This is a genomic window from Bradyrhizobium cedriense (genome assembly GCF_054602315.1).
In genome coordinates, this window is the sequence record NZ_JBTSWB010000008.1 from 396,256 (window position 1) to 421,670 (window position 25,415).

Consider the following 25,415-nt stretch of genomic DNA (forward strand, 5'->3'; position numbering starts at 1 on the left):
TGCACGGTAGCCCCCTCAGGGAAGACACTTTGTAATTGAGCTCACAGTTCCCCTGCGACAAAGGCAGATGCGAAGGAACGTTATCGTGAACCAAAAACCCCGCGGCTCGCGCCACGGGGTTTTCCTTGCAAACTCGTGATGCCGCTCAGTGCGCGAGGATTGCCAGCAGCAGAAGCGCCACGATGTTGGTGATCTTGATCATCGGGTTCACCGCAGGTCCCGCCGTGTCCTTGTAGGGATCGCCGACGGTGTCACCGGTGACGGCCGACTTGTGGGCGTCAGAGCCCTTGCCGCCGAAATGGCCGTCCTCGATGTACTTCTTGGCGTTGTCCCAGGCGCCGCCGCCCGAGGTCATCGAGATCGCGACGAACAGCCCCGTCACGATTACGCCGAGCAGCATCGCGCCGACGGCCGAGAACGCCGCCGACTTGCCGGCCGCGCCGCCGCCCGCAATCACGTAGATCAGGAAGTAGACGACGATCGGCGACAGCACCGGCAGCAGCGACGGGATGATCATCTCCTTGATCGCCGCCTTCGTCAGCAGGTCGACCGCCTTGCCGTAGTCAGGCTTGTCGGTGCCCTGCATGATGCCCGGCTTCTCGCGGAACTGACGCCGCACCTCCTCGACGATCGCGCTGGCGGCGCGCCCCACCGCGGTCATGCCCATCGCGCCGAACAGGTACGGCAAGAGGCCGCCGAACAAGAGGCCCACCACCACATAGGGGTTGTTGAGCGAGAAGTCCGGATTGACGCCGGCGAAGTAGGGATGCTGCGCGGAGCCGGCAATGAAGAACTTGAGGTCCTCGTTGTAGGCCGCGAACAGCACGAGAGCACCGAGACCGGCCGAGCCGATCGCGTAACCTTTGGTCACCGCCTTGGTGGTGTTGCCGACCGCATCGAGCGCGTCGGTCGACTTGCGCACCTCCTTGGGCAGTCCCGCCATCTCGGCGATGCCGCCGGCATTGTCGGTGACGGGGCCGAAGGCGTCGAGGGCGACGATCATGCCGGCCAGCGCCAGCATGGTGGCGGTCGCGATCGCGATGCCGAACAGCCCGGCGAGGCTGTAGGTAACCAGGATGCCGGCGATGATGACGATCGCAGGCAGCGCGGTCGCTTCCATCGAGATGGCGAGGCCCTGGATCACGTTGGTGCCGTGGCCAGTGACCGAGGCCTGGGCGATCGACTTCACCGGTCGGTAGTCGGTGCCGGTGTAGTATTCGGTGATCCAGATGATCAGCGCGGTGACGATGAGACCAACCACGCCGCACTCGAACAGCGCCATGCCGGTATAGTTGACGCCCTCGAGCTTGCCGAAGCCGATCAGGTAGTAGATCACCAGCGCGATGCCGATCAGCGAGAGGATGCCGGTCGCAATCAGGCCCTTGTAGAGTGCGCCCATGATCGACTGGCTCGGCCCGAGCTTGACGAAGAAGGTGCCGATGATCGAGGTGATGATGCAGATGCCGCCGATGGCGAGCGGCAGCGTCATCATGTCCGCGAGGATCGGCGTCTTGGCGAAGAAGATCGCGGCCAGGACCATGGTGGCGACCGCGGTCACCGCATAGGTCTCGAACAGGTCGGCGGCCATGCCGGCGCAGTCGCCGACGTTGTCGCCGACGTTGTCGGCGATGGTCGCCGGGTTGCGTGGATCGTCCTCGGGAATGCCGGCCTCGACCTTGCCGACGAGGTCACCGCCGACGTCCGCACCCTTGGTGAAGATGCCGCCGCCGAGACGGGCGAAGATCGAGATCAGCGAGGCGCCGAACCCGAGCGCCACCAGGGCGTCGACCACGACCCGGCTGTCAGGCGCGAGCTTCAGCGAGTGGACGAGGAAGGCGAAATAGAGCGTGACGCCGAGCAGCGCGAGGCCGGCCACGAGAAGGCCGGTGATGGCGCCCGCCTTGAAGGCGAGCTCGAGGCCGCCGGCAAGCGAGGTCGTCGCGGCCTGGGCCGTGCGCACATTGGCGCGGACCGAGACGTTCATGCCGATGAAGCCGGCCGCCCCCGACAGGATGGCGCCGATGGCAAAACCGATCGCGACATAGAGCCCGAGGAAATAGGCAAGCAGCACGAAGATGACGATGCCGACGAGACCGATCGTGGTGTACTGGCGCCGCAGGTACGCCTGTGCGCCTTCGCGCACGGCTGCTGCGATCTCCTGCATGCGCGGCGACCCCGCATCCGCGCTCAACACCGAAGACGTCGCCCAAATCGCGTAGACGACGGAAAGCACTCCGCAGAGCACTATCAACCATAATGCTGTCATGTGATTATTGCCTCAGATCCTTGATGTACCCCCGGCGCCTTTGTTGTCTGTCGTGCGGTGCGGCGCCTTGATTTCGAACAAGGCCGCCCCCTTTGCCCTAAAGGGGCGGCCTTAGTCGGTCGCGAGCTTGCCAAAATCAAATTGAGGGTGCAACGCCGGATAAGGCCGAAAGCGCCGATCTCGGCAGGTATTTAGACCAACACTGAGAACCAAGATGCCGGTTTGGAGCGATTCCTAGAAGTGGCTGTAGGACAGCCGCCTCAGGAGCAGTTCCTGCCCCTGCCCGTCCAGGAAGCGCGGTCGCTCGCGCCCCGCCAGGATCGTTCCGATCGCGGTCACGGTCACGCCCATGGCCCGCCCCGCAGCGATCAGCCCCTCGCTTTGCGCCGGCGGAACGGTGCACAGCACCTCGTAGTCATCGCCCCCAGCGAGCAGCGTCTCGACGCAAACGACCTTGCGTGCGAGCAGATCGGCCGCCGCGGCCGAGAGTGGCAGGCTCGTCAGCTCGACCAAAGCCGAGACTCCGGACGCTGCGCAGAGTTTCGTCAGATCACCGGCGAGGCCGTCGGAAACGTCCATCGCTGCGGTCGCATGATCGCGCACGGCCCGCGCCAGCACATTGCGCGGCTGCGGCACCCGATAGCGTGAGACCAGAAAATCCCGTGCAGCAGGATCTGATGTCAGCGCGCCGGCCGCCGCGCCGTCTTTGAGCACGTTGAGGCCGAGCGCAGCGTCGCCGATCGTCCCCGTCACCAAAATGCGGTCGCCGGGCCTTGCGCCGGTACGGCCGATCATCCGCCCCCGCGGCACGCGGCCGAAGGCCGTGATCGAGATCATTTGCGGGCCCGGCGTTGACACCGTGTCGCCGCCGAGCAGAGGACAAGCGAAGTTCTTTGCGTCCTCTCCCAGTGCGTCCGCAAAGGGACGGAGCCATGCATCCTCTTGGCCGCGCAGCGCCAGCGTCAGCACGAAGCCGGCAGGCAGCGCGCCCTTGGCGGCGAGGTCGGACAGGTTCACCCGCAGCGCCTTCCGCGCGATGGTGTCGGGCGGATCGTTGGCAAGATAATGCACGCCTTCAACGATGGCATCGGTGGTGATGACGATGTCGTCGCCGGACGAGGACAGGACCGCGGCGTCATCGACCAGCCCGAAAGCACCGGGATCGGTCGCCAGCGGCTTGAAATAGCGCGCGATGAGGGAATCTTCGGCGGAAGGATTTTGCGGAGTGGTCATCAGGTAGATCCGTCATCTCCCGCCGTCATTGCGAGCGAAGCGAAGCAATCCAGACTGCCTCCGGAGAAATAGTCTGGATTGCTTCGTCGCTACGCTCCTCGCAATGACGACCTCCAATTACCCCCGCCCGAACTCGTCGCCGCGAAACTGCCGGCCGATCTGGTCGAGCACCGCATTCACCATGCCGGTTTCCTCGCGATCGACGAAGGCATTCGCGACATCGACATATTCGGAGACCACGACGCGGCCCGGCACGTCCTTGCGATGCTGGAGCTCATAGGCTCCGGCCCGCAGCACCGCACGCAGGATCGCTTCGATCCGCTTCAAGGGCCAGCCCTTCGACAGCGCCTCGTCGATCAGCGGATCGAGCTTCTTCTGGTCGCGCACGACGCCCGAGACGACGTCGCGGAAGAAGGCGGCTTCGGCCGGTAGATATGTGTCGCCCTCGACCTCATTGCCGAGCCAATGGCTCTCGAACTCGGCGAAGATGTCGTTGATGCCGGCGCCTGCGATATCCATCTGGTACAGCGCCTGCACGGCTGCGAGCCGTGCCGCACCGCGCCGGTTCGCTTTCTTCTCGGTGCCGAGCGGAGGCTTTTTGATGTTGTCGGCCATGGCTCAGGCCTGCGCGAGGCGGCGTTTGATGCGCAGCATCGCCAGCGCGGCACGCGCGGCATCGCCGCCCTTGTCGAGCTCGCTGGCGCGCGCCCGCGCCCAGGCCTGCGCTTCGGTGTTGACGGTGAGGATGCCGTTGCCGAGCGGCAGCTTTCGCACCACGGCGAGGTCCATCAGCGCGCGCGAGGATTCCTGGGAAACGATCTCGAAGTGAATGGTGTCGCCGCGGATCACGCAGCCGAGCGCGATCACAGCATCGTACGGCTTGCCGTTCGCCGCGGCGGCATCGACCGCGATGGCGACTGCCGCGGGGATTTCCAGCGCACCGGGAACCGTGATCACGTCGTGCGTCAGGCCAGCCGCCTTCAGCTCGGCCACCGCGCCATCCAGAAGCGCGTCCTGGAGATCGTCATAGAACCGCGCCTCGACAATCAGCGCGCGCGCGCCGGAAATGTCGGTCTGGTCCTTCAGGGGTGCGCGCCGCGCGTCTGCCATGGTCAACCTATTCTGTCATTGCGGGCCTGACCCGGCAATCCATCGGGCTAGCCCCTCTCTAAGAGGATGGATGCGCGGGTCAAGCCCGCGCATGACGAAGTTTATGCCTCGGTCACTTCATTTCCGTCAGCCGCGCCGCGTAGCGGGCCATCAGGTCGACCTCGATATTGACCTCGTCACCCGCCTTCCAGCCGCCGATCGTCGTGACCGTGAGCGTGTGCGGGATGATCAGCACCGAGAAGCTCACGTCCTTGACCGTGTTGACCGTCAGCGACACGCCGTCGAGCGTGATCGAGCCCTTGGTCGCGATGAACCGCGCCAGCTCCCGCGTGGTGGAGAGCTCGAACCGCGCCATGTCGGGCAGATCCTCGCGGCTGAGTAGCGTCGCGATACCGTCGGCATGACCGGCGACGATATGCCCGCCGAGCTCGTCGCCGATCTTCAGCGCGCGCTCGAGGTTGAGCTTCGTTCCCAGCTTCCAGTGTTTTGCCGTCGTCAGCGCCAGGGTCTCCGCGGCAGCATCGACCTCGAACCAGGTACTTTGCTTAGAGTCCTTGCCACCCTCCACGCCCGAGCCGACCACGGTCAGGCAGACGCCGTTGCAGGCAATGGAAGCACCATCGGCGATGGTCGCACGATCATAGTGGCAGGCGATGCGCAGACGGTGCAACTGGCCCTGCGCCCTCGGTGTGAAGGCGACGATCTCGCCGATATCGGTGACAATGCCGGTGAACATTACGAACGCTCGTAGATGGTGAGAGTATCCTTGCCGAAGGTCTCGCTAGCATGAACCTTGTAGGCCTGCGACTGCGTGATTTTCGTCAAGGGCAATGCATCGAGTGCATCGACGCCGCCCTCGCCGACCGTTTCCGCCCCGCGGAACAGCCAGATCTCGTCGACGAGATCGGCCGCGACGAACGAGGCCGCAACGCGGCTGCCGCCCTCAACCATCAGCCGCGTGATGCCCTTCTCCGCCAGCGCATGCAGCACGGCCGGCAGGCCAAGTCCCGATGCACTGCCGGACGGCATGCGCATGATCTGCGCGCCTGCCGCGCCGAGGCGCGTTGCGGCCGCAGCTTCGGCGAGTTCTGAACCGATCACCCAAAGCGGCGTTTCGCGCGCGGTACGAACGAGCCGGCTCGAGGCCGGGATGCGCAGGCTCTGGTCGAGCACCACCCGCACCGGCGAGCGCGCCGCCATGCCCGGCAGGCGGCAGGTGAGGAGCGGATCATCCGCCAGCACGGTACCGATGCCGACCAGGATCGCATCGCTCTGCGCGCGGAGGAGATGCACGCGGTCGTGCGCCGGCTCGCCCGTGATCGCGAGCGGCTTGCCACCGGCAGCGCCGATCTTGCCATCGGGTGAAATCGCGAGCTTGAGGATCACATGTGGACGCTTGTCCCGGATGCGACGGAAATGGCCAGCATGGTCGAAGGCGGCCTCCGCCGCGCAAAGGCCCACATCCACATTGATGCCGGCAGCGCGCAGACGCGCATGCCCCTGGCCTGCGACCTCAGGATTGGGATCCTCGATCGCGGCCACCACCCGCTTGATGCCCGCTGCGATCACCGCATCGGCGCAAGGCGGCGACTTGCCGAAATGCGAGCACGGCTCCAGGGTGACGTAGAGCGTGGCGCCGCGCGCCGACTCGCCCGCGCGCCGAAGCGCCTCGGGCTCGCCATGCGGCCGACCTCCGGGCTGCGTCCAGCCGCGGCCGACGATGACGCCGTCCTTGACGATGACGGCGCCCACGGCCGGATTGGGCCAGGTCTGCCCCTGCCCGCGCTTACCCAGCGAGAGCGCCAGCTCCATGAACCTGCGATCGGCGTCCTTGGCCTCGCGGGCCTTCTGCGCGAACTGATCCTCCAGGATGCGGAAGATCATTTGCGGATCGCGGCGAGCCGCGCTTCCTCCTCGCCGGAGAGCTCGCCGAGCACGTCGGCGAAATCCTTGGCCTCGCGGAAATTGCGATAGACTGAGGCAAAGCGCACATAGGCGACGTCGTCGAGCGTGCGCAGATGCTCCATCACGGTCTCGCCGATCACCTCGGAGGAGATCTCGGCCTCGCCGCCGGTCTCGAGCTCGCGCACGATGGTGGAGACCATCTTCTCCACCCGCTCCGGCTCGACCTGCCGCTTGCGCAAGGAGATCTGCACCGAACGCATCAGCTTGTCGCGGTCGAACGGCACGCGGCGGCCGTTGCGCTTGATCACGGTGAGCTCGCGCAGCTGCACGCGCTCGAAGGTGGTGAAGCGGAAATTGCAGGCGACGCACACGCGCCGCCTGCGGATCACGGACGAGTCCTCGGTCGGACGCGAGTCCTTTACCTGCGTATCGAGACTGTTGCAGTTCGGGCAGCGCATCCGCTTGGCCTAGCCTTACTGGTAGATCGGGAACCGGTCGGTGAGCGACTTGACCCGTTCCTTGATCGCGGCCTCCACCAGCGGCGCCTTGCCGTCGGAAGACTGCGCGATCGCGTTGAGGACCTCGGCGATCATGCCGCCGACCTGCTGGAATTCGGCCACGCCGAAGCCGCGCGTGGTCGCCGCCGGCGTGCCCAGACGAATACCGGAGGTGACGAACGGCGACTCCGGGTCGAAGGGAATGCCGTTCTTGTTGCAGGTGATGGCCGCGCGGACCAGCGCCTTCTCCGAGACGTTGCCCTTCAGGCCCTTCGGCCGGAGGTCGACCAGCATCAGATGGTTGTCGGTGCCGCCGGAGACGATGTCGAAGCCGTGGCTCTTCATCGCTTCGGCCAGCGCCTTGGCGTTCTCGACAACGTTCTTCGCATAGACCTTGAAATCCGGACGCAGCGCCTCGGCGAAGGCGACCGCCTTCGCCGCGATCACGTGCATCAGCGGGCCGCCCTGCAACCCCGGGAAGATCGCCGAGTTGAACTTCTTGGTCAGCGCCTCGTCATTCCACAGCATCAGGCCGCCGCGCGGACCGCGCAGCGATTTGTGCGTCGTCGTCGTGGTGATGTGGGCATGCGGCACGGGCGAGGCATGCACGCCGCCGGCGACGAGACCGGCGAAGTGCGCCATGTCGACCAGGAGATAGGCGCCGACCGAATCCGCGATCTCGCGGAAGCGCTTGAAGTCCCAGGCGCGCGAATAGGCCGAGCCGCCGGCAACGATCAGCTTTGGTTTGATCTCTTCGGCCTGCCTGGCGACCGCATCCATGTCGATGATCTGGTCCTCGCGGCGCACGGTGTAGTGCGCGGCCTTGAACCACTTGCCGCTCATGTTGACGGGCGAGCCATGGGTGAGATGGCCGCCGGCCGCGAGATCTAGACCCATGAAGGTGTCGCCGGGCTGGAGCAGCGCCAGGAACACCGCCTGGTTCATCTGGCTGCCGGAATTCGGCTGGACGTTGGCGAATTTGGCGCCGAACAGCCTCTTGGCGCGATCGATCGCGAGGTTCTCGGCGACGTCGACCCACTCGCAACCACCGTAGTAGCGCGCGCCCGGATAGCCCTCCGCGTATTTGTTGGTCATCACCGAACCCTGCGCTTCCAGCACGGCCCGGCTGACGATGTTCTCGGAGGCGATCAGCTCGACCTCATGCCGCTGCCGGCCGAGCTCGCCCCTGATGGCGGCGGCGATTTCCGGGTCGGCCTGCTCGAGCGAGGCGGTGAAAAACGAATCGGGCGCGGAGGCGGTTTTGGGTGCGGTCATCTTGCGAATATCTCCACCGCCGCAGCCTTTTGGCGGGCTACGGGCGGGTCTGGTGTGGCGATCGGAAGCGGCGAGCGCGATCTACCACATCGCCCGCCCCCGGCCAAGTAGTTGCGGGTCGAGCCTGATATTTATGCAAGATATGGTGGGGAGGTTGGAGGTGATGGAGGAAGTGCGGCTGACGCGCCCGTCCATCCTGCCAGCCCGAAAGGCCCGTTCTGGTCCTAACCGGAAGAAGCTCCCCGGCCGGTTATAGCCCCGTGTAGCCGGCTTTGACCGGGTCCACACTGCCGTCGAGCTGGCGCAGGTACGTCAGCCCGCAGACAGTCAACCTGTGCGGGTCCTTCTCGCCGGCTTCCATCAGGGTGTTCAGGTAGGCCGTCACCTTGGCCCTCGCCTCCTCGCTGGCCGCGGCGGTACGGTTGGCAAGCAGGTCATAGGTCTTCATGATGCGGTCGATGGCAGCTTCCATGGCACCCTCTGGCAGGCGATGTTGGGACACGTGATCAGGCAATCGCGTCCGCCTCGAACCGGCTGATCGCCCTATTCGCGAGCCTGATCTTGTTGAATTCGCCGCGCTGGAGCAGCTTGATGATGATCTCGAGCAGGCGCTCGTTGGTGACGAGCGTGTCGGCGATCACGCCGGAGCGGCGCAGATAATTCGCGGCGATGGCGTAAGCCTCGCTCACGAGTTCGACGTTCATTGACTGCAGCCCGCGTTCAAGCAGCATCGCTCCCTTCCGGTCGGGAGGAACAACTGCGAAGGGCGGAACATGTTCCGCCGCCAGCCGAGATTTTTTTGCAGCTGCGAACGGGCTTGCCGACGCCCTCGCTCGGCTACCAGGTCACGCGGGCGCCGCCCTTGCCGGCATAGGTGCGCGACACATCGTTGGTATAGGTTGCCTCGCCATGTGCAAACAGCGTGACAGGGCCCATCTGCCAATCGAGGCCCGCACTGCTGTAGCCGCCCGCGACGCTGCTGCGCTCGGGCGTCGCCGCCACGAAGTTCTGCCCCAGCAACACGACGTTCACCAGACCGCCTGCGCTGCGCTGCTGCGCGAGGGCACCGGCGGAGACGCGCGCGGTCACCCGGTGTCCGTTGGCGAGCATTCTGGTGTTGGCAAAGGTCAGTTCGGCCCGCTCCTCCCAGGCCTGGAAGTCGCGGCCGGCGACGCTGACATTGGCGGCGCCCGCGCCCGTCTCCGCATAGCCGCCGAAATGCGCGGCCACGTAGCGCACCTTCACCGCCGGCGTGATCGTGAAGCCGCGCCCGTCGACATCGAGACGGCGTCCGAACATCATCGCAGGATTGACGAACCAGCCGCCATAGGACGCCGTGGCCGTCGCAAAGGCGAGGCCGCCTCCGATATTGCGCAGGCTGGAATTGTCTAGGCTTCCGCCGATCACGGAGAGATCGAGGAACGTGCCGCCCCAGGTCTTGCGGCTATAGGCGCCGCCGAACACGGTGTCGGTGCCGGTGTTTCCGGCGTTGAAATGCAGATTGGTCTTGTTGGTGCTGCCGCCCGCGAGCACGCCTAGCCTGAGGTCGGGACTGATTAGTCGCTCGTAGCCGACCGCGCCGCCATAGCCCGTCGTAGTCCCGCCGATCAATGCGCCGTTGTTGTCCTGCAGGCGCTGGCCGCCAAAGGCCTTGGCCCAGACCGCATTGCCCCCGCCGTAATTTGTGCTCGCCGCCTTGAACGCAGGCGCCGGGGCATATCCCAGTGCAACCGAGGGAAAACTGTCGAACGCATCGAACGGAGACGCCGGTTCGGTCGCGGCAAACGCATTGGCAGCGCCCGCGCCCGGCGCGAACACGGGCGCATCGGGCAGGACCGAGCCGATCCATCCGGTGATGTCCATGATCGCGCGGTTCTGCGCGCCGAAGCTGGAGAGATCGGCGACGATGATCTGGTTGGACGTGACGACATAAGGATTGCCGGCGGTGGTCACGGTCGAGAGCGTCTTGTCGAAATTGGCGGTGTTCAGGATCCAGCTTCCGGGACCGAAACTGACGGTGTCGGCGCCCCCGGTGAAATCGACCACCCCGCCGAAGCGCGCACCGGGAAGCACGGTCAGGCTGTCGGATTGCGCGGGCGTCGTCGCGCCGAACTGGATCGCGGTCCCGCCCTCGCCGATGATCGTGCCGGAATTGACCACGGTCCCCATCGTCCCAGACAAAATGCCGATGCCGGAAGGCCCTTTGCCCGTGATCGTCCCGAAGTTGACGGTGTTGACGCTGCCGTTGAAGGTGCGAATGCCCGCGCCGCTCCCTGTGATCGCGCCGGAATTCGTGACGATCGCATCGAACGAGGCGGAAACGCCTGCCGAATGCTCGCCGATGATCGTGCCGGAATTGGTCACTGTGGCGTACTGAGACCCAACGCCCTCCCAATAGCCGCGCATCAATCCGGAATTGGTGACGGTGACGTTCGAGGCGCTGACCACCGCGCCATCAACGGCGATGATGGTGCCGGAATTCGTCACCTTCGCAACCGTGCCGGAAATGGCCGGGCCAAATCCATTGTTGAGGATGGACCCTGAATTCGTCACGTCGATCGTGCCACCGGAAGAAGGTCCCACCGACGTCGACGTGATGATCCCCGAATTGATCAGCGTCAGGGTCGTTTGCGCATAAATGACGCTGCCGAAGGTATCGGTCATCGCGATGGTACCCGAATTGACCACCGTTGCGCTGCCGTTCGCCGCATAGATGGCGTCGTTCGCCGAACTAATCGAGCCCGAGTTGATGACGCTGATGTCCCCCAGGGCGTAGATACCGTGCAAATTTCCGATGATGCTGCCCGAATTGCTGACCGTGCTCGAGCCGGTGGCAAAGACGCCGTCAAAGCCCAAGCCCGTGATCGTCCCGGAATTCACGACGGTGACGTTGTGGCCCCTGACGCCATCGCTAACGCTGCTGGAGATGGTTCCAAAATTCGCAACGGACCCGTCAAGGCCAGTGTCGACTCCGACAAAGCCGCTGATCGTGCCGAAATTGGTCACGGTCGCGCTGGTCGCACCGAAGACACCGCGGTCGTTGATTCCCGTGATCGTACCCGAGTTCACGACCGTTCCGGTGTTGAACCTGATGCCGTAGCTCGTCCCCGTCACGGACGCCCCCTGGACGACGGTGACCGCGAGATTGTCGATCGCGGCGGAGCCGTAACCGTTCGTGCCATTCTGATCCGTGGTGACCCCGGTGCAGGTCGCCGCGACATTGTTGGCAGCAGCGGGAGTGCAAGCCGCCTGAGCCGGCGCCGAGAGCAGTGGCATGGCGGCAAAAGCCGCGGCAGCCATGACGAACAAGCGGACCGGAGACGGCCCGAACGAACGCGACGAGAGACCGGACACCGCGCGCGACAAATCGGACGTGGACATTGCAAAGGCCTGGAGAGTCAAATCACTTGCGAGCAATAAGTTGTCAGCACGTCAACGTACAACGGATTCGGCTCCTGCGAAGCGCGCCAGATCGATTTTGAATTCAGCGGTCAACTCTCTTGGTCCGGGAAGTCAAAATTGCCTTCGGCTCGCGCGAGGCGCCGTTCTATAAGCAACTCGAAAAGCGTTTGGGACTTCGCAGGGAGACCATGTCCACCCCCATTCCGGTGCTGCATTTCGACACCAGCAATTTCCCCGAGACCGAGAGATTCGACATTTGGCGCTCAGGCATCGCCACGCATGAGGTGACCCGCCCCGACGCCGGCGCATCGTTCGAGGCCATCGTGGATGCCTGGACCCTCGGCGACATGGTCGTGACCCATTCCCGGATCGGTCCAGCCAGGATGGTGCGAACCGCCGAGATGGCGCAGGGCGACGGCCTCGACATGATCCAGGTCGTTTTCCTCAAGGCCGGCGCGGTGACCTTCACCACAGAGGACGAGCCCTCCCCGCGCACGATGCGGCAAGGCGAGCTGGCCGCCTTCGATACGCGCCGCACCCTGGTGACCGAAGGGACGGCGCTGGATTGCATCACCTGCACCATAGCGCGACGCGCCTTCGAGCGAACGGGATATGATCCCTCCACACATGGCGTCGTCATCGACGGTGCATGGGGCCGCCTCGTTGCCGACTTCCTGTTGTCCTTCGTGCAACAACTTGAGGAGATGACCATCCAGGATGCGGCCAGCCTGTCGGCGGCCTTCGTCGGACTTTTGGCGACGGTGCTGGGCGCGCGGCCGGCAGGCGGCGAAGCCGCGCCCCGCAGGTCAGTGACCACCCTGCGCGAGCGCGCGGAAGTCTATATCGACCAGAACCTTTCATCCGACCGGCTCGACATCGCGGCCATGAGCCGGGCTCTCGCAACGTCGAAATCCAATCTCTATCGCGCCTTCGCCAATGCAGGCGGAGTCACGGCCTATGTTCGGAAGCGACGGCTGGAGACGATTCACGCCCGCCTCAACGCCGGCGAAGCCGTCGCGATCGGCGATGTTGCGCGCGAATACGGTTTTCCGAGCGCAGCGCATTTCAGCCGGGCCTTTCGCAAGCAATTCGGGTTCAGCCCGCGGCGTGCGCGCCTTGGCGGCCTGTCATACCCGCTCGTCGCGGCCGACGATGAAGTCGCCCTGTTTCGCCATTGGGAGGAGCGCTTGCGATGAAACCCGAGCCGGGCTGAGGAAAGCGACCGCGCTGCGCGGCGAAGGGCTTCTTGCCTTCTGCAGACGCGCGAACGGCGCACCGGTCCGGACAGATCCGGGCCGGCGCGCTGGGGGAAGTCGGGCACGTTCGGGACGGCTGCCGGTCTTGTTGCGGGCCGGCTTGGCCTTGATCCCTTAGAAAACTCAGAGGCGATAGAGGATCTGGTCGGTCCAGAACCGCTCGAGGCGGTGCAGCGACTTGTTCAGGGTCGCAAACTCGTCGCCGGAGATGCCGCCGACCTGTTCCACCGTCTTGACGTGCTTCTGGTAAAGCGAATCGACGATGCGGCGGACTTCCTGGCCCTGCGGGGTCAGGCGGATGCGCACCGAGCGGCGATCGACGCGCGAGCGCTGATGATCGAGGAAGCCGAGCTCGACGAGCTTCTTCAGATTGTAGGAGACGTTGGAGCCGAGATAGTAGCCGCGCGTGCGCAGCTCGCCCGCGGTCAGCTCCTTGTCGCCGATGTTGTAGAGCAGGAGCGCCTGGACCGAGTTGATGTCCGCACGGCCGCGGCGATCGAATTCATCCTTGATCACGTCGAGGAGCCGGCGATGCAGCCGCTCCACCAGAGTCAAAGCTTCCAGATAGAGCGACTGCACCGAACCCTGTTGGCCGGAGACGCGCTCTGCGGTATCTGCCGCAGTTGCGACGGCTTTCATCATGACACTTCCCCTGTTGTCGTTTTTATCGACACTTATTCGACGAAACTTGTGTCCCGTCTGATAGGTGCAACTTAAGGGGCGCTTTTGAAGATCGGCTTAAATAAGAGAATAAAGAGATCATGAATTTAAGACAGTGAATTGCGGATTAAGCCTGTCCCACAAGCACTTTTCGCAACCGTCTGTTGACCCTCGCAAGGTCCTGTTCACCCTCCGTCCGCCCCGCTTGTCGCATTCCAGAACAGCTCCGCCCCGTTTCGAAACGAGCGCGTAACGGCTGTGGCGGAACCGGCTGGTCAACGAAAACTTACTGCAAATTTTAGGCAACCAACGGTCAACCAAGAGCAACACTCTCATGTCCCGGACAAGCGCCGCGAAGCGAAGCGCGGAGCCGGGATCCGGATGTCGCAAGTGAAATCGCGCAGAAATGGGCCCCGGCGCAGCAGCGCATCACTATAGCGCGTCGACGACGCGCGTAAACGCGCTGTTGATGCTGCACTGCGTCCGGGACACGAGTGCTCGCGCGTCGAGAAACGCTGCTACGGCGGCCGTTCCCGGGCGGCCATCCAGGCGAGCGCGAGATAGGCGGCGAGCATGAAGGCTTCGACGCCAACCACGACCAGGCTGCCGCCGTAGATGCCGGGGAACATCAGCTCGATGACCGCCATCGACACCACGGTCGTCAGCCATACCACCGCGCCCCAGGGCGTCGCGAGCCAGAGGCCGACGGCGGCGACGAGCTCGATCACGGCGAAGTAGACGGTCGCGGCCTGCCAGGCCATCGACTGGTTCTCGAAGGCTTCGTCCTCGCCGCCGACGAAGCCTGTCACCTGCGCCCAGTGATAGAGCCCCTTCAGGATCGAGAGCAGCGCCATCACCCGCAGGAACAGCACCAGCCGGCGCGTCCAGACATTGTCGTCGGACTCGGCCCGCTCCGACGAGATCGCCGCCACCGACATTGCGCTGTCTCTGGCGTTGTCTCGAACGGCGTCCCTGGCATTGGCGCCGTCGCGGGCCGCATCGCGGGTGGAGATCTCGGACATGCCCCCTTCTGGCTGCTTCGCCCCGCAAAATCAATCGGCCTGCCATCCCTTGCGGCAGGTCAAGCCGCGATGACGGGAACCATGAGAGCTGGTATAAGAATAATTCCAGCCGGAGGAAGAGTGATGGCGATCAAATACGGACGTCCGATCGAATTGCGCGAGGTATCGCGCCGGGATAGCGCGACCGTGCCCCATGCGCTCGATTTGACCGTCCGCCCGCGCCGCAACCGCAAGGCCGAGTGGGCTCGGCGCATGGTGCGCGAGAACGTCCTCACCACGGACGATCTGATCTGGCCGCTGTTCCTGATCGACGGCACCAACAAGCGCGAGCAGGTCGCCTCGATGCCGGGCGTCGATCGCCTCAGCGTCGACCAGGCCGTGCGCGAGGCCGAGCGGGCGATGAAGCTCACCATCCCCTGCCTCGCGCTGTTTCCCTACACCGAGCCCTCCCTGCGGGACGAGGAAGGCACGGAAGCGACCAATCCGGACAACCTGGTCTGCCAGGCCGTGCGCGCCATCAAGAAGGAGTTTCCGGAGATCGGCATCCTCTGCGACGTCGCGCTCGATCCCTTCACCAGCCACGGCCATGACGGCCTGATCTCCGACGGCAAGATCCTGAACGACGAGACGGTCGCCGTGCTGGTGCGCCAGGCGCTGGTGCAAGCCGAAGCCGGATGCGACATCATCGCGCCCTCCGACATGATGGACGGCCGCGTCGCCGCGATCCGCGAGGGGCTGGACCGCTCAGGTCTGCTCGACGTGCAGATCATGGCCTATGCCGCGAAATACGCCTCCGCCTTCTACGGGCCGTTCCGCGACGCCATCGGCTCGGCCAAGACGCTGACCGGCGACAAGCGCACCTACCAGATGGACAGCGCCAACACCGACGAGGCGCTGCGCGAGGTCGAACTCGACATCGTCGAAGGCGCCGACATGGTGATGGTGAAGCCCGGCATGCCGTATCTCGACGTGGTGCGCCGCGTAAAGGACACCTTTGCGATGCCGACCTTCGCCTATCAGGTCTCCGGCGAATACGCGATGATCGCTGCCGCCGCAAACAACGGCTGGCTCGACGGCGAACGCGCCATGATGGAGAGCCTGCTCGCCTTCAAGCGCGCCGGCGCGGATGGCGTGCTCAGCTACTTTGCGCCGAGGGCGGCGGAGAAGCTGCGGGCACAAGGGTAGCCCCCACTGCATCACCAATGCCGCCCCCAGGACGCGGCGCGGGTGCCGTGCTTCTCGCCGCCGAGACTCGCCCCCGAATCGCCGGAATATTTCGGCTTGTTAATGCCCGCGCGCCCTTGGCACGGGCATGGTCTGTTCCCATGTCGTGCCACGAGGGTTTTTCCTCCTGGGAGGACGGACGATGTCGTATGACTCGGGTAGTTCAGACGCTTGGCGCAATGACGGCGGGGTGCAGCCGCATGCCTACGACCCGTATCTGCATCCGGAACTGTTCCGCGGCGTGGCGACGCGGCGCGTGTTCGCCTTCCTGATCGACATGGTCGTGATCTCCGTTCCCGTCGTCCTCGGCTACGTCTTCATCGCGCTGTTCGGAGTGGTCACGCTGGGCCTCGGCTGGGCGCTGTTCTGGCTGGCCTGGCCGGCCTCCGTGATCTGGGCCATCGTCTATTACGGCGCCTGCATCGGCGGTCCCTCCTCCGCGACGATCGGCATGCGCCTGATGGATCTGGAGCTGCGCACCTGGTACGGCGCGCCCGGCTATTTCGTCCTCGGCGCCACCCATGCCGTGCTGTTCTGGATTACGGTCTCGTTCTTGTCGCCCTTCGTGGTGCTGGTCGGCCTGTTCAACGGCCGCCGTCGCCTGCTGCACGATTTCGTGCTGGGAACGGTCGTGATCAACAACTCCGTCCGCGCGCCTGTGCCCCAGGGCGCCAGAAGCTGGTGATCAAGGACCTGTCAACCCGGACCGACTAAGCTGTCTGATCTGACCTGCCGAGTAGACCGATTGACCAAGGGCTTCCGTAGCGCGATGCTGATTTCCACTTCGGAGGCCCACGACGTCCCTTGACCCAGCACTCGCGCGACACACCACAGTTTTATCTTACGGCGCCTTCCCCCTGCCCGTATTTGCCGGGCCGGCACGAGCGCAAGGTGTTTACGCACCTCGTGGGTGACCGGGCGGGCGACCTCAACGACCTCCTGACCCATGGCGGCTTCCGCCGCAGCCAGTCGATCGCCTATCGCCCCGCCTGCGACCAGTGCCGCGCCTGCGTCTCGGTCCGGGTCGTCGCCAACGAGTTCCGACCCTCCCGCAACTTCCGGAAGGTCATGGCGCGGAACGCCGACATCATCGGCGAGCAGCGCAGCGCCGTGCCCACCTCCGAGCAATATTCGGTGTTCCGTGCCTATCTGGACGCGCGTCACCGCCACGGCGGCATGGCCGACATGACCGTGCTCGACTACGCCATGATGGTGGAGGACAGCCATGTCGAGACCCGCATCATCGAATACCGCAAGCGCGGCCCCGACAGCGGCATCACCGGCCGCGGCGAGGAGCTGATCGCGGTGGCGCTGACCGACGTGCTCAGCGACGGCCTGTCGATGGTCTATTCCTTCTTCGAGCCCGGCCAGGTCAGCCGCTCGATGGGCACCTTCATGATCCTCGACCACATCGCCCGCGCCCGCCGGCAAGGGCTGCCTTACGTCTATCTCGGCTACTGGATCGAGGGCTCCAAGAAGATGGACTACAAGGCCCGCTTCCTGCCGCAGCAGCGCCTCGCGCCGTCAGGCTGGCTGCGCGTCGACGCCCAGGGCGACGTGGCATCCGAGCCGCAGGATTGAGGCTTTACGGGATCGCGACAGCTTTCAGCGCGCCAAGGCTACGACTGCGTCTGACCCGGTCGCTTTGGAAATGCTCTCGCACCCGAGGATGAATTTGAGTGCAGAGATTCCGGGAAGGAAGAAGTAGCCTCCCCCCCGCGTCCGGGTAAAAACGTCTAAGGACACTTCCTCGCCGCTTGCCAATCCCGGTATGGAGAAGCTCTTGGCGGCAGCGGGCTTGCCGACGAGAGGGTCGTCTTGGTCGTGCAGACAGGCGAACCGCGGATTTCGCAACCACCGCTGGTAGATGAACTCGAACTGCCGCTCGAGGTCCGCGTTGCACGCGATGAAGAAGATGCCCTTGCGCGGCTTATCGTTCTCAACCTCCTCGCGATAGGGTCGTCCTCGGCGCAGCAGCCGGTGCAGCTTCGCCGACTTGATGCTCGATTGCACGTCGAGGCCCAGCGTATCCCGCGGATTGACCCGGCGGATATGGGCCCCCTTCGGACAGCCAAAGCCGTTCGCGTCGTCGACACGAAAGCGAAATGCATCGGCCTCCGAATCCGAAATCGAAGCGTCGGGACTGCCTTGCCAGGACAATGACTTTCCGTTCCTTCGACGGCCCATCACCTTCTCGCAGACATTCACGCCGTACGTCGCTTCAAGTTTCGCGAACGCTTCGACGTCCTGCTCGATCTGGCGAACCGCGAGATAAGTTCCGTTCAGCGCGAAGCGGCCTCGGGTGTACGTGGCGTCGCCCGGCCACCGCTTGACGTTGGGGCAATAAGTCAGTTCGTCGTATTCGTTGCGGTAACCCAGGATGAACTCGCCCGGGGCAACGACGCGATCCTCATACAGCTTGCCGGCGTCCTGCCTGACCTTCCTGAGCCCGTCGCCATGCTCTTCCCTGAGTTCGCTGATCACGGGCTGCGCGAGGCCATCGCGAAACCCGAACGGCTCGTACAATCTCTCTTCGGGGTCGCCCTCCTTTTTCTGGAAGGCGCAGGGATCATTGTCGACCTTGATGACATCGAACACGTCCGTATCAGGATTCAGTTCTGCCGACCGCTCCGGCGCGCTCGCCAACTCAGCAGCGCTCCATCGCTTCCTCCATTCGGCGACCAACACATGCACGGGGCCGCCGGCGCCGCCTTCAACATCGGACCAGCGCCAATCTCGGGGGCTGTCCCTCAACAGCAAGGCGCGCAGGTCGCTGCCCATGCCGCTGCTGAAAGGCGACGGGAAAGGATGTGCATCCGTCTCCTCGCATCCGAGCTTTGCGAGTCCCAAATAGCTGAAAGCGATGGTGACGGCATCGTCGAAGCGTTGCTTCCTCGATTCCCTGACATCCGCGACGCTCACGACCAGCTTCTTTTCGACGAGGTCCGCGAGCCACGCTCGCGCATCGTTCTCGCGGCCGGCCTTGATCGTCAGCAGCCAGAAGCGGCTTGTCTTCAGCCAGCCATAGCCGCTTCCGAGCATTCCCTGGATATCCGCGAACTGTTCGGAGAGATACGAGGCCTTCATGTTTCGATCGCCCTCATGATGAAGTCGTCGTTCCGGTCGTTGCGCTCCCCGAACAGTGCGTCACGCAAACCGGTCGCAAGGTTGATCTCGTCGATCGTCGCGTTGCACGCATCGAAGCGGTACATGTGCGGAAGCATGCTGTCGCGGGCATAGGACTTGAATCTCAACTCGCACTTCACACCACGAAAAAGAACGAAGCGCGTCGGCGGAAAATCGCGCGGCGCCTTGATATCCGGTTGCCCGACGGCCGCCGATCCGCGCGGCCTCAGCGTCGTCCACCGCCAGGCCAACGTGGTTCCGATGGTCGCGCCGTTGATGAAATCGTCGAGGTAACCACCGAAATTGCCGTCATAGTTCGAGCAGAATAGAAAGCGTCGACCGCCCTCGATGATGTGCCAGTGGCCGAAATGGATACCCGGTGCGTCGCCTAGCCGCCCTTCGGTGAAGAACACGCGCCCAAAGAACGTCACGATACGCAGTGACGCACGGATCCACCATGCGCTCCAGCCATTCGGGCTGCGGATATCGGTCAAGCTGACCATGTGCGCGGTCCCGTCGGCCAACAGCGCTTCGCACTGGTCGATTGACGGATGGACCTGCTGGGCCCGGGTGACGTCCTCTTCGTAGGGATGAAAGAACCACTTGCTCAAGGCCGCAAACCGGCGATTGACCCAGGAGAAGAAGGTCCCGATGCCGACCAGCGCGACGACCGCGAGCACGCCGAAGACGGCGAGCTTCCAGCCCGGAACCCGCGCCGTCAGCGCCATGAACCCTTCGAGGATCGGCTTGGGATAGAACACGAAGACCACCGCGCACACCAGGATCGCCACGAGCGCAGGCACGACCACGATCCAGCCGACAACACGGGTGGAGAATGACGACCACGTCTCAGTCGGCCGTTCGAGTTCGCGGCGAACGCTGTCCACCCAGCGCCGCCACGGCCGGGACAGGGCCGGCAGCGCGATCAGGAACAGCCATCCCAGGAATAGGAGCGCGACGAATGCGAACAGTGCCCTGAGGCTCGCCCACACGATCCACATGCTTGCATTGCTTATGACGTCGACGCCGGACTGCACCGCGGGATGGGACGCGCCGAAGAACCAAGTATAGGCGCCGAACAACCCGCGCGGCAACGCGCCCAGCAGCCAGACCAGGGCCAACCACAAGCCGAAGATCGCGAGCCAATAGCCGACCTTTCCGGAGATGCTCGCACCCATCCCGCGCCAAAAACTCCGCGGAGCAGGCTGCATCGCCCAATCGAAGCGCGGCTCCTGGAATGCCCGCTGGGCCAGTGCAAGCGCGAACGATGCGCGGTCGTCGCCGTGCGTGGCTTTCAACTTGCGCCCCTCGGCCCGGGTCCATTTCAGGAGTTGCTGTTCCTTGCAGATCTGCCGGGCCGTTCGGTCGCGAGGACCGACAAAGCCGCCATCGGCGAGGCTGAGCCAATCGATCAGCTTGTCAAACAATTGTCCGTTGCGCGCGCTCTCCAGCGCAGGCCCTCCGCCGGGCCAGTAGGAGTTGAAGAGCGACCACATCGTACCGCTGGGATGATGGACCAGCCTGTACAGCATGTCCTGCGGATCGATGCCTTCCTCGACGGCAAGCTCGAGCATCAGCGACGGCGCCTGCTCCGGCGCATCCGTTCGCGCCGGCAACAACGCGATGGAAGCGAACTGAACGACCGCAACGTCCCGCAAAAGCGCATCCAGCGCGTGCTGCATGTCTCCCGAGTCCGAAAAATCCACCGCGCCGCGCCAGCCAGGCGCAATAATGCAGATCATCTGCTGCCGGACCATCCTGAGCATGGCCGTCCGTCCTCCAACCCGTCAGGCAAAGCTGACGCTCATGCGCGACATCAGCGGGCCATCGTAGGTGATGGCTTTGCCCTCGCCGCCTGCCAATTTCAGCTCGGGCAAGATCAACAAACCAATCAGCGCGCTCGTCAGGATCTCGACTGCGTAGTCCTTGGCGGGACATTGGCGAGTGCCGTATCCGAACATCAGCCAGCGCAAATCCTGGTGCTGTCCCCACTTGCGAGCGGGGCAAAACTGGCGGCTCTTCTCGATGACCGTTGAATCGAACAAGGCAGCGATCGACCAGACCGCCATCTTGCCACCGGCCGGGCATGTTGCGTTGTGGCGGGCGCCCGTTTCGAATTCCGTATCGCGCGGCACGTCGCGGGCTAGCAGCGGAAAGATGGGGCGAAAGCGCATCAGCTCGAGCACGTGATTCCGAACGTGGTCGCGGAACGCCTTATCCTGCCAAACGGAGGTCGGCCCGAGGCGCTCGGCTTCAGCCCGCAACGCCCTGTGCACCTTCGGACGACGGAGCAGTTCCTGCACAGCCAGTGCTCCGGACTGGACCGTGACCGGATGGGAAATCCATGCAAGACCGACCGCGTTTCGGTCAATCACCTCGGCAGTCTCGTTGCCCCCCCACGCGGCCTGAATGTCGCCGCGCACGGCCGCGATGCGCGCACGCAGCGCATCGGAGCAGAGCTCCGCCCGCCGTTGAATCCTCAGCGTTGCCGAGCTTCCGGCCAGGAGCTGGCCGGCGACGTATCGAATTTCCAGGAGATACTGCCGCTGTAGCCCGACGTCTGTGATGCTGCCATGTGCGCCCGCAACCACCCGGGCGGTCGCCGACCCGAAGAGCGGATCCATCGCGCGAAACACAATCCACATCAGGTAGTCGTCGATGAGGTCGAACGGCTTCTTCGTTTCGATCGCCGAGAGCTGCGTGACGCGATACTGAACCTCCTGATCGGCAGCAAGAGGCAGGTTCGAGGCCAGCAGGGCCAGCCGCGCGTCGAGCAAACGCTTGTCGTGATCGTAGAGAGGCCCCCGATCCATGCCGATCAGATAGTTGCCAGCCGATAGGTTGGACGCGTGAGCGGTATTGGAAAAGCTCTGCGGCCTCGTCAGGACCCCCTTCACGGCGCTGGCCCGCGCCGCCAGTCCGAACCAGCCGCCGACGAACGGCCAGAGCCGAAGGACTGCACCGACGGCGCGCAGGGCAATCGGATGACGATTGGCCCAGCAGAAGGTCCAGTAGAGGAGGCTGCGGAGCCCCGGCGGCATTGCATCAGGAGTGCCGGCTGATAGTTTCATGCTGCATACCCATCCTTCCGCCAATTTCCGAGAGCCTCGGCGGCCTGTCTTTGGTAGTGGGGCATGCTTAGACGGTCCGCCGCCTCGGCGGCTCGCTTGAAATTCGCTTCGGCGCCCGCCAGATCGCCGGCCTGCCGCAACGTTTCGGCAAGCTCGTACAGGGCTTCGGTCTGGTGACCGTATTCTTCGGCGGCCTGCTCGACCGCCTTGCGCCCGACCGCGATCGCCTCGTCCAACCGTCCGAGCTTCCGATAGGCAACGCCCAGGCTCACGCGCATGAACGTCCTGCCGTAGGGGCCGGCCGCCTCGTAGATGCGATCGGCAAACCCCTTCTCCAGCATGGTCGCTGCCTCGGCAGCCTTGCCGTTGCGTGCAAGCGCACTGCCGAGAACGCCCGTGCAAACGGAAAGCATCGTCGGCACGTTGTGCGTCATGCATTGCTGCACGCCCATGCGCATCAATGGCTCCGCCCGGTCGAGTTCCTCGTTCTCGATCCATATCTGCGATTGGACGGTGTCGATCAGCAGGCGGGAGTACGGGTGGTTGATGTCCGACAATATCTCGTAGGCCTTGGCACAGAGGGCGTTGGCAGCCTCGCTGTCCCCGAGACGCCAGAGCGTGCTGGCGTGAAACGCATACAGATTGATGATCGGAATGGCGGCCCATCCGGGCTGGACGTAGTGCGCCGACAGTTCCGGACCGTAGTCGGACAGCAGGACGTTGGCTTCGACAGCCGCTTCCGCATATCGCCCGAGCGCATGCAGATGCATGAGGCGCGTCTGATGCGCCGCCATCATCATGTGCCGACGCTTTGCGAGACGGGCCGCTTCCAGGCCAAGCGAGGCGTAGCGCAGGCCCAGCTCGAAACGACCGCGCATCCACAAGAACACCGCCGTCTCCGTCGAAACGGCCGCCCGTGCGCGCTGATCGTTCAGTTGCGCGGCAATGGCTTCAGCCCTTTCCATGTTGCTGAAGATGTCGTCGATCTGCCCAAGGGCCAGCATTGCGCCGATGGCTTCCAGCCGAAGCGCGAGCTCCAGGGCTTGCGCGGTCGAGGCGCCGTCGACACGCCGGGCCGCATGGATACCCCTCTCGAACAATTGGAGGGCTTCCTGGTTGGCCGAATGCGAGATGGCTCGCGACATCGACTTGATGGCAAATTTTGCCGCCTGCTCCCATTCCTCGCCTCTGAAGGAATGGTGTGCCAACGCAGGCGCGGCATCCGCATCCGCGGCCCCCGGCTGTGCGTGCAGCGCCAGGAAGGCCTGTCGATGCAGCGCTTTCAGCCTGTTGCGCGTGAGCACCCCGAGCACGACGTCGCGCACCAACGCGTGGCGGAACGCGAATGCGTGCGCGTCGCTCGTCTGCTCGGGACCCGTCAGCAACCCGGACGCGACGCAAAGACCGAGCAATTCTTCGGCACGTGCGAGGTCCACGGCCTGCATGGTGGCGATCAGGTCGCGCGTGATGGGATCTCCGAGCACGGCCGCAGCCTCGAGCGCGGATTTGGCGGCTTGAGGCAGCCTGTCCGTCCGCGCGCCAATGACCGCGGCGATGGAGCCCGGCACGCGCAGCTCGCCGAGAGGTCTCTGCAGGCGGTAGGCGCCGGGCGTTCCCTCCAGCGACCCGTCATCGATCAGGGTGATAACCAACTGCTCGAGGAAGAAGGGATTGCCGTCGGCACGGGCGACCAGTTCGCTCATGACGCCGAGCACGGATGGATCGTCACCCAACAGGGCACGTGCGAGCCTGAGCATCTCGCCGTCGCGGAGCGGCTCGATCATGCGCTCTGCGAACCAGGGCGCCGCTCGCCATTGATGATCGAAATCGGGCCGATAGCTGACACAAACCAGGACCGGCAATCCCTGAAGCTTCGGAAGCAACGCCTCGAACAATCTCCGGCTTTCGCGATCGGCCAGGAAGACATCCTCGAGCACCAGCACGAACGGGCCCGGCTGGGCGCGTCTGCGCACCAGCCACAGCAGTGCCTCGCCAATGCGGCGCCGTCTTTGGATCGGGTTCAGCGCCAGCCAGGCCTGGTCGGGCGCCGCCAGCCCCAACAGATCGCTGACCGCTGCGAGATGGTCGGCCCCCTCGGCGGGCCAGGCCTCGATCAGGGCCCGCTTGGCGGATTGACGTATGTCCGTCACGTTGATGTGCGCCAGCCCCACCAGGCTGGCGATCAGGTCCGTGGCGGTGTTGTAGGCGCGGGTACTTGCATAACCCCTCGCCTGCGAAACGCAGACCTCGAAGCCCTGGCTCGCGAGAGTGGCCGTCCAGTCGGCGATCAAGCGAGATTTTCCGATCCCGGCATCGCCGCACAGCCCGATCGTTCGCATGCAGCCGTTTCGAGCGGCCTCGACGTCCCCGGCCAGAATCCGCAAAGGCTCTTCGCGCCCGACCAGAGGCGCCCAGCGTTGCTTGCGCGTCAGCGGCGCCGCTGCCGAGCTTTCCGTCTCGACCACGACCTCGTGAAGCTCGATCGGCTCGTCCAATCCACGTATTGACTTGGTTCCCGCCGGCCGCGTCTCGATCTGCTGGGCGACGAGCCGCTGCGTCGCCGCGCTGACCAGAATGCCGCCGGGCGGAGCGATCTTTTCGAGCCGCGACGCCAGGTGAATCGTCTTGCCGTCGGCACCATAGTGCGACCACCCGTATTGGCCGACGACCCCTACCAGCACCTCTCCCGAATTGATGCCGATCCGCAACGTCGGGCTGCCCGCGCCTTGCAGGTCTGGTCCGGGAGAGGTTGCTCTCTGCATCTTGAGTGCGGCAAGGCACGCCCGTAGCGCGTGGTCTTCCTGCGCCAGGGGCGCGCCGAACAGCGCGACGAGGCCGTCGCCGAGCAACTGGCTGACCGTGCCGCCATAGGTCTCGACTGCTTCGGCCAGTTGATCCAGCGCCCTGCCGAGATAGTTGCGGGCTTCCTCGGGGTCGGCATGCTGCAGCAGTTGAGTGGAGTCGCAGACGTCGGCGAACAGCACGCTGACCTGCTTGTTTTCGGTCAGCATCCTTGACCGCAACGGAGAGGGATCACGCAGCGCAACGACGCGCGGATCCCGATCCGGGGTATCGGGCTCGCCAGCGCCACGATTGAGACCCGCGCCGCATTGAGCGCAGAAGCGATGCTCACGGCCGACACGCGCGGAACAAGAGGGACACCTGGTCACGGCCGCCCCCACTTCTCAATGAATTTACCGAAATAACCAACGCCTTCTGGCCTGATCATCGTCCCTCCCGGACGTCAATCCGCGCAGCAAAAAAACAAGCGGTCGATCAAAGCAATGAATTTAACTAAACAAACCGCACGCCGACGAAGTCCGCGCACCAGAGATTAAATGTATCCAGAGATAATGCAGTCGGCCCAA

General features: G+C 64.5%; 21 protein-coding genes. 4 read left to right on the top strand and 17 right to left on the bottom strand.

The genetic code is table 11. From position 1 onward, the window contains the following. Positions 1–145 precede the first annotated feature (145 nt). The 11 genes from ACYCVF_RS29755 to ACYCVF_RS29805 form a co-directional block, all read right to left on the bottom strand. Positions 146–2,266 (bottom strand): sodium-translocating pyrophosphatase, encoded by a 2,121-nt coding sequence (locus ACYCVF_RS29755; RefSeq protein ID WP_459595310.1) that lies wholly within the window; start codon positions 2,264–2,266, stop codon positions 146–148. Positions 2,267–2,500: 234 nt separating this feature from the next. Then, a complete protein-coding gene (thiL, locus tag ACYCVF_RS29760; RefSeq protein ID WP_459595309.1) occupies positions 2,501–3,499 on the bottom strand; it encodes a thiamine-phosphate kinase in 999 nt (332 codons plus the stop codon). A gap of 117 nt (positions 3,500–3,616) precedes the next feature. After that, positions 3,617–4,114 carry a transcription antitermination factor NusB gene (gene nusB / locus ACYCVF_RS29765; protein ID WP_459595308.1) on the bottom strand — a complete coding sequence of 166 codons (498 nt, stop codon included), beginning with the start codon at positions 4,112–4,114 and terminating at the stop codon, positions 3,617–3,619. Between the two features lie 3 nt (positions 4,115–4,117). Then, positions 4,118–4,609, bottom strand: a complete 492-nt coding sequence (gene ribH, locus ACYCVF_RS29770; RefSeq protein ID WP_459595307.1) for a 6,7-dimethyl-8-ribityllumazine synthase — start codon at positions 4,607–4,609, stop codon at positions 4,118–4,120. A gap of 112 nt (positions 4,610–4,721) precedes the next feature. Beyond that, positions 4,722–5,345, bottom strand: a complete 624-nt coding sequence (locus ACYCVF_RS29775) for a riboflavin synthase (protein ID WP_459595306.1) — start codon at positions 5,343–5,345, stop codon at positions 4,722–4,724. Next, entirely contained in the window at positions 5,345–6,493 is a 1,149-nt protein-coding gene (gene ribD / locus ACYCVF_RS29780) for a bifunctional diaminohydroxyphosphoribosylaminopyrimidine deaminase/5-amino-6-(5-phosphoribosylamino)uracil reductase RibD (RefSeq protein ID WP_459595305.1), read from the bottom strand. Before ribD ends, ACYCVF_RS29775 begins: the two co-directional genes overlap by 1 nt. Then, complete coding sequence (nrdR, locus tag ACYCVF_RS29785; RefSeq protein WP_011087793.1) at positions 6,490–6,972, bottom strand: transcriptional regulator NrdR; 483 nt, start codon at positions 6,970–6,972, stop codon at positions 6,490–6,492. Before nrdR ends, ribD begins: the two co-directional genes overlap by 4 nt. 15 nt (positions 6,973–6,987) lie before the next feature. Next, positions 6,988–8,286, bottom strand: coding sequence for a serine hydroxymethyltransferase (gene glyA, locus ACYCVF_RS29790; RefSeq protein ID WP_459595304.1), 1,299 nt, complete (start codon positions 8,284–8,286; stop codon positions 6,988–6,990). 250 nt (positions 8,287–8,536) lie between these two features. Further along, entirely contained in the window at positions 8,537–8,758 is a 222-nt protein-coding gene (locus ACYCVF_RS29795; protein WP_459595303.1) for a hypothetical protein, read from the bottom strand. Positions 8,759–8,792: 34 nt separating this feature from the next. After that, positions 8,793–9,017 (bottom strand): hypothetical protein, encoded by a 225-nt coding sequence (locus ACYCVF_RS29800; RefSeq protein ID WP_459595302.1) that lies wholly within the window; start codon positions 9,015–9,017, stop codon positions 8,793–8,795. Positions 9,018–9,123: 106 nt separating this feature from the next. Continuing rightward, positions 9,124–11,667, bottom strand: a complete 2,544-nt coding sequence (locus tag ACYCVF_RS29805; RefSeq protein ID WP_459595301.1) for an autotransporter outer membrane beta-barrel domain-containing protein — start codon at positions 11,665–11,667, stop codon at positions 9,124–9,126. Between the two features lie 209 nt (positions 11,668–11,876). On the opposite strand from ACYCVF_RS29805, the gene ACYCVF_RS29810 reads away from it, so the two are divergent. Then, positions 11,877–12,884, top strand: coding sequence for a helix-turn-helix transcriptional regulator (locus ACYCVF_RS29810; RefSeq protein WP_459595300.1), 1,008 nt, complete (start codon positions 11,877–11,879; stop codon positions 12,882–12,884). A 183-nt stretch (positions 12,885–13,067) separates the two neighbouring features. On the opposite strand, the gene ldtR is transcribed toward ACYCVF_RS29810, so the two are convergent. Beyond that, positions 13,068–13,586: a transcriptional regulator LdtR gene (gene ldtR, locus ACYCVF_RS29815; RefSeq protein WP_061024738.1), complete on the bottom strand. Its 519-nt coding sequence runs from the start codon at positions 13,584–13,586 to the stop codon at positions 13,068–13,070. A gap of 536 nt (positions 13,587–14,122) precedes the next feature. Further along, the gene (locus tag ACYCVF_RS29820) at positions 14,123–14,626 is read right to left on the bottom strand and encodes a DUF6163 family protein (protein WP_459595299.1); all 504 of its coding nucleotides are present in this window, start codon (positions 14,624–14,626) and stop codon (positions 14,123–14,125) included. A gap of 123 nt (positions 14,627–14,749) precedes the next feature. On the opposite strand from ACYCVF_RS29820, the gene hemB reads away from it, so the two are divergent. From hemB to ACYCVF_RS29835, 3 genes are all read left to right on the top strand, one after another. Continuing rightward, positions 14,750–15,811, top strand: coding sequence for a porphobilinogen synthase (gene hemB, locus ACYCVF_RS29825; RefSeq protein WP_459595298.1), 1,062 nt, complete (start codon positions 14,750–14,752; stop codon positions 15,809–15,811). Between the two features lie 181 nt (positions 15,812–15,992). Then, entirely contained in the window at positions 15,993–16,535 is a 543-nt protein-coding gene (locus ACYCVF_RS29830; RefSeq protein ID WP_459595297.1) for an RDD family protein, read from the top strand. 119 nt (positions 16,536–16,654) lie between these two features. Then, positions 16,655–17,431, top strand: a complete 777-nt coding sequence (locus tag ACYCVF_RS29835; RefSeq protein ID WP_459595296.1) for an arginyltransferase — start codon at positions 16,655–16,657, stop codon at positions 17,429–17,431. Positions 17,432–17,455: 24 nt separating this feature from the next. Here ACYCVF_RS29835 and ACYCVF_RS29840 read toward each other — a convergent pair whose 3' ends face one another. From ACYCVF_RS29840 to ACYCVF_RS29855, 4 genes are read right to left on the bottom strand one after another with little or no spacing between them, the layout of a single operon-like run. Next, positions 17,456–18,937, bottom strand: coding sequence for a Dyp-type peroxidase (locus ACYCVF_RS29840; protein ID WP_459595295.1), 1,482 nt, complete (start codon positions 18,935–18,937; stop codon positions 17,456–17,458). Continuing rightward, the gene (locus ACYCVF_RS29845; RefSeq protein ID WP_459595294.1) at positions 18,934–20,742 is read right to left on the bottom strand and encodes a hypothetical protein; all 1,809 of its coding nucleotides are present in this window, start codon (positions 20,740–20,742) and stop codon (positions 18,934–18,936) included. Before ACYCVF_RS29845 ends, ACYCVF_RS29840 begins: the two co-directional genes overlap by 4 nt. Positions 20,743–20,763: 21 nt before the next feature. Further along, the gene (locus ACYCVF_RS29850) at positions 20,764–22,047 is read right to left on the bottom strand and encodes a cytochrome P450 (protein ID WP_459595293.1); all 1,284 of its coding nucleotides are present in this window, start codon (positions 22,045–22,047) and stop codon (positions 20,764–20,766) included. Then, positions 22,044–25,058: an ATP-binding protein gene (locus ACYCVF_RS29855; RefSeq protein ID WP_459595292.1), complete on the bottom strand. Its 3,015-nt coding sequence runs from the start codon at positions 25,056–25,058 to the stop codon at positions 22,044–22,046. Before ACYCVF_RS29855 ends, ACYCVF_RS29850 begins: the two co-directional genes overlap by 4 nt. Positions 25,059–25,415 lie beyond the last annotated feature (357 nt).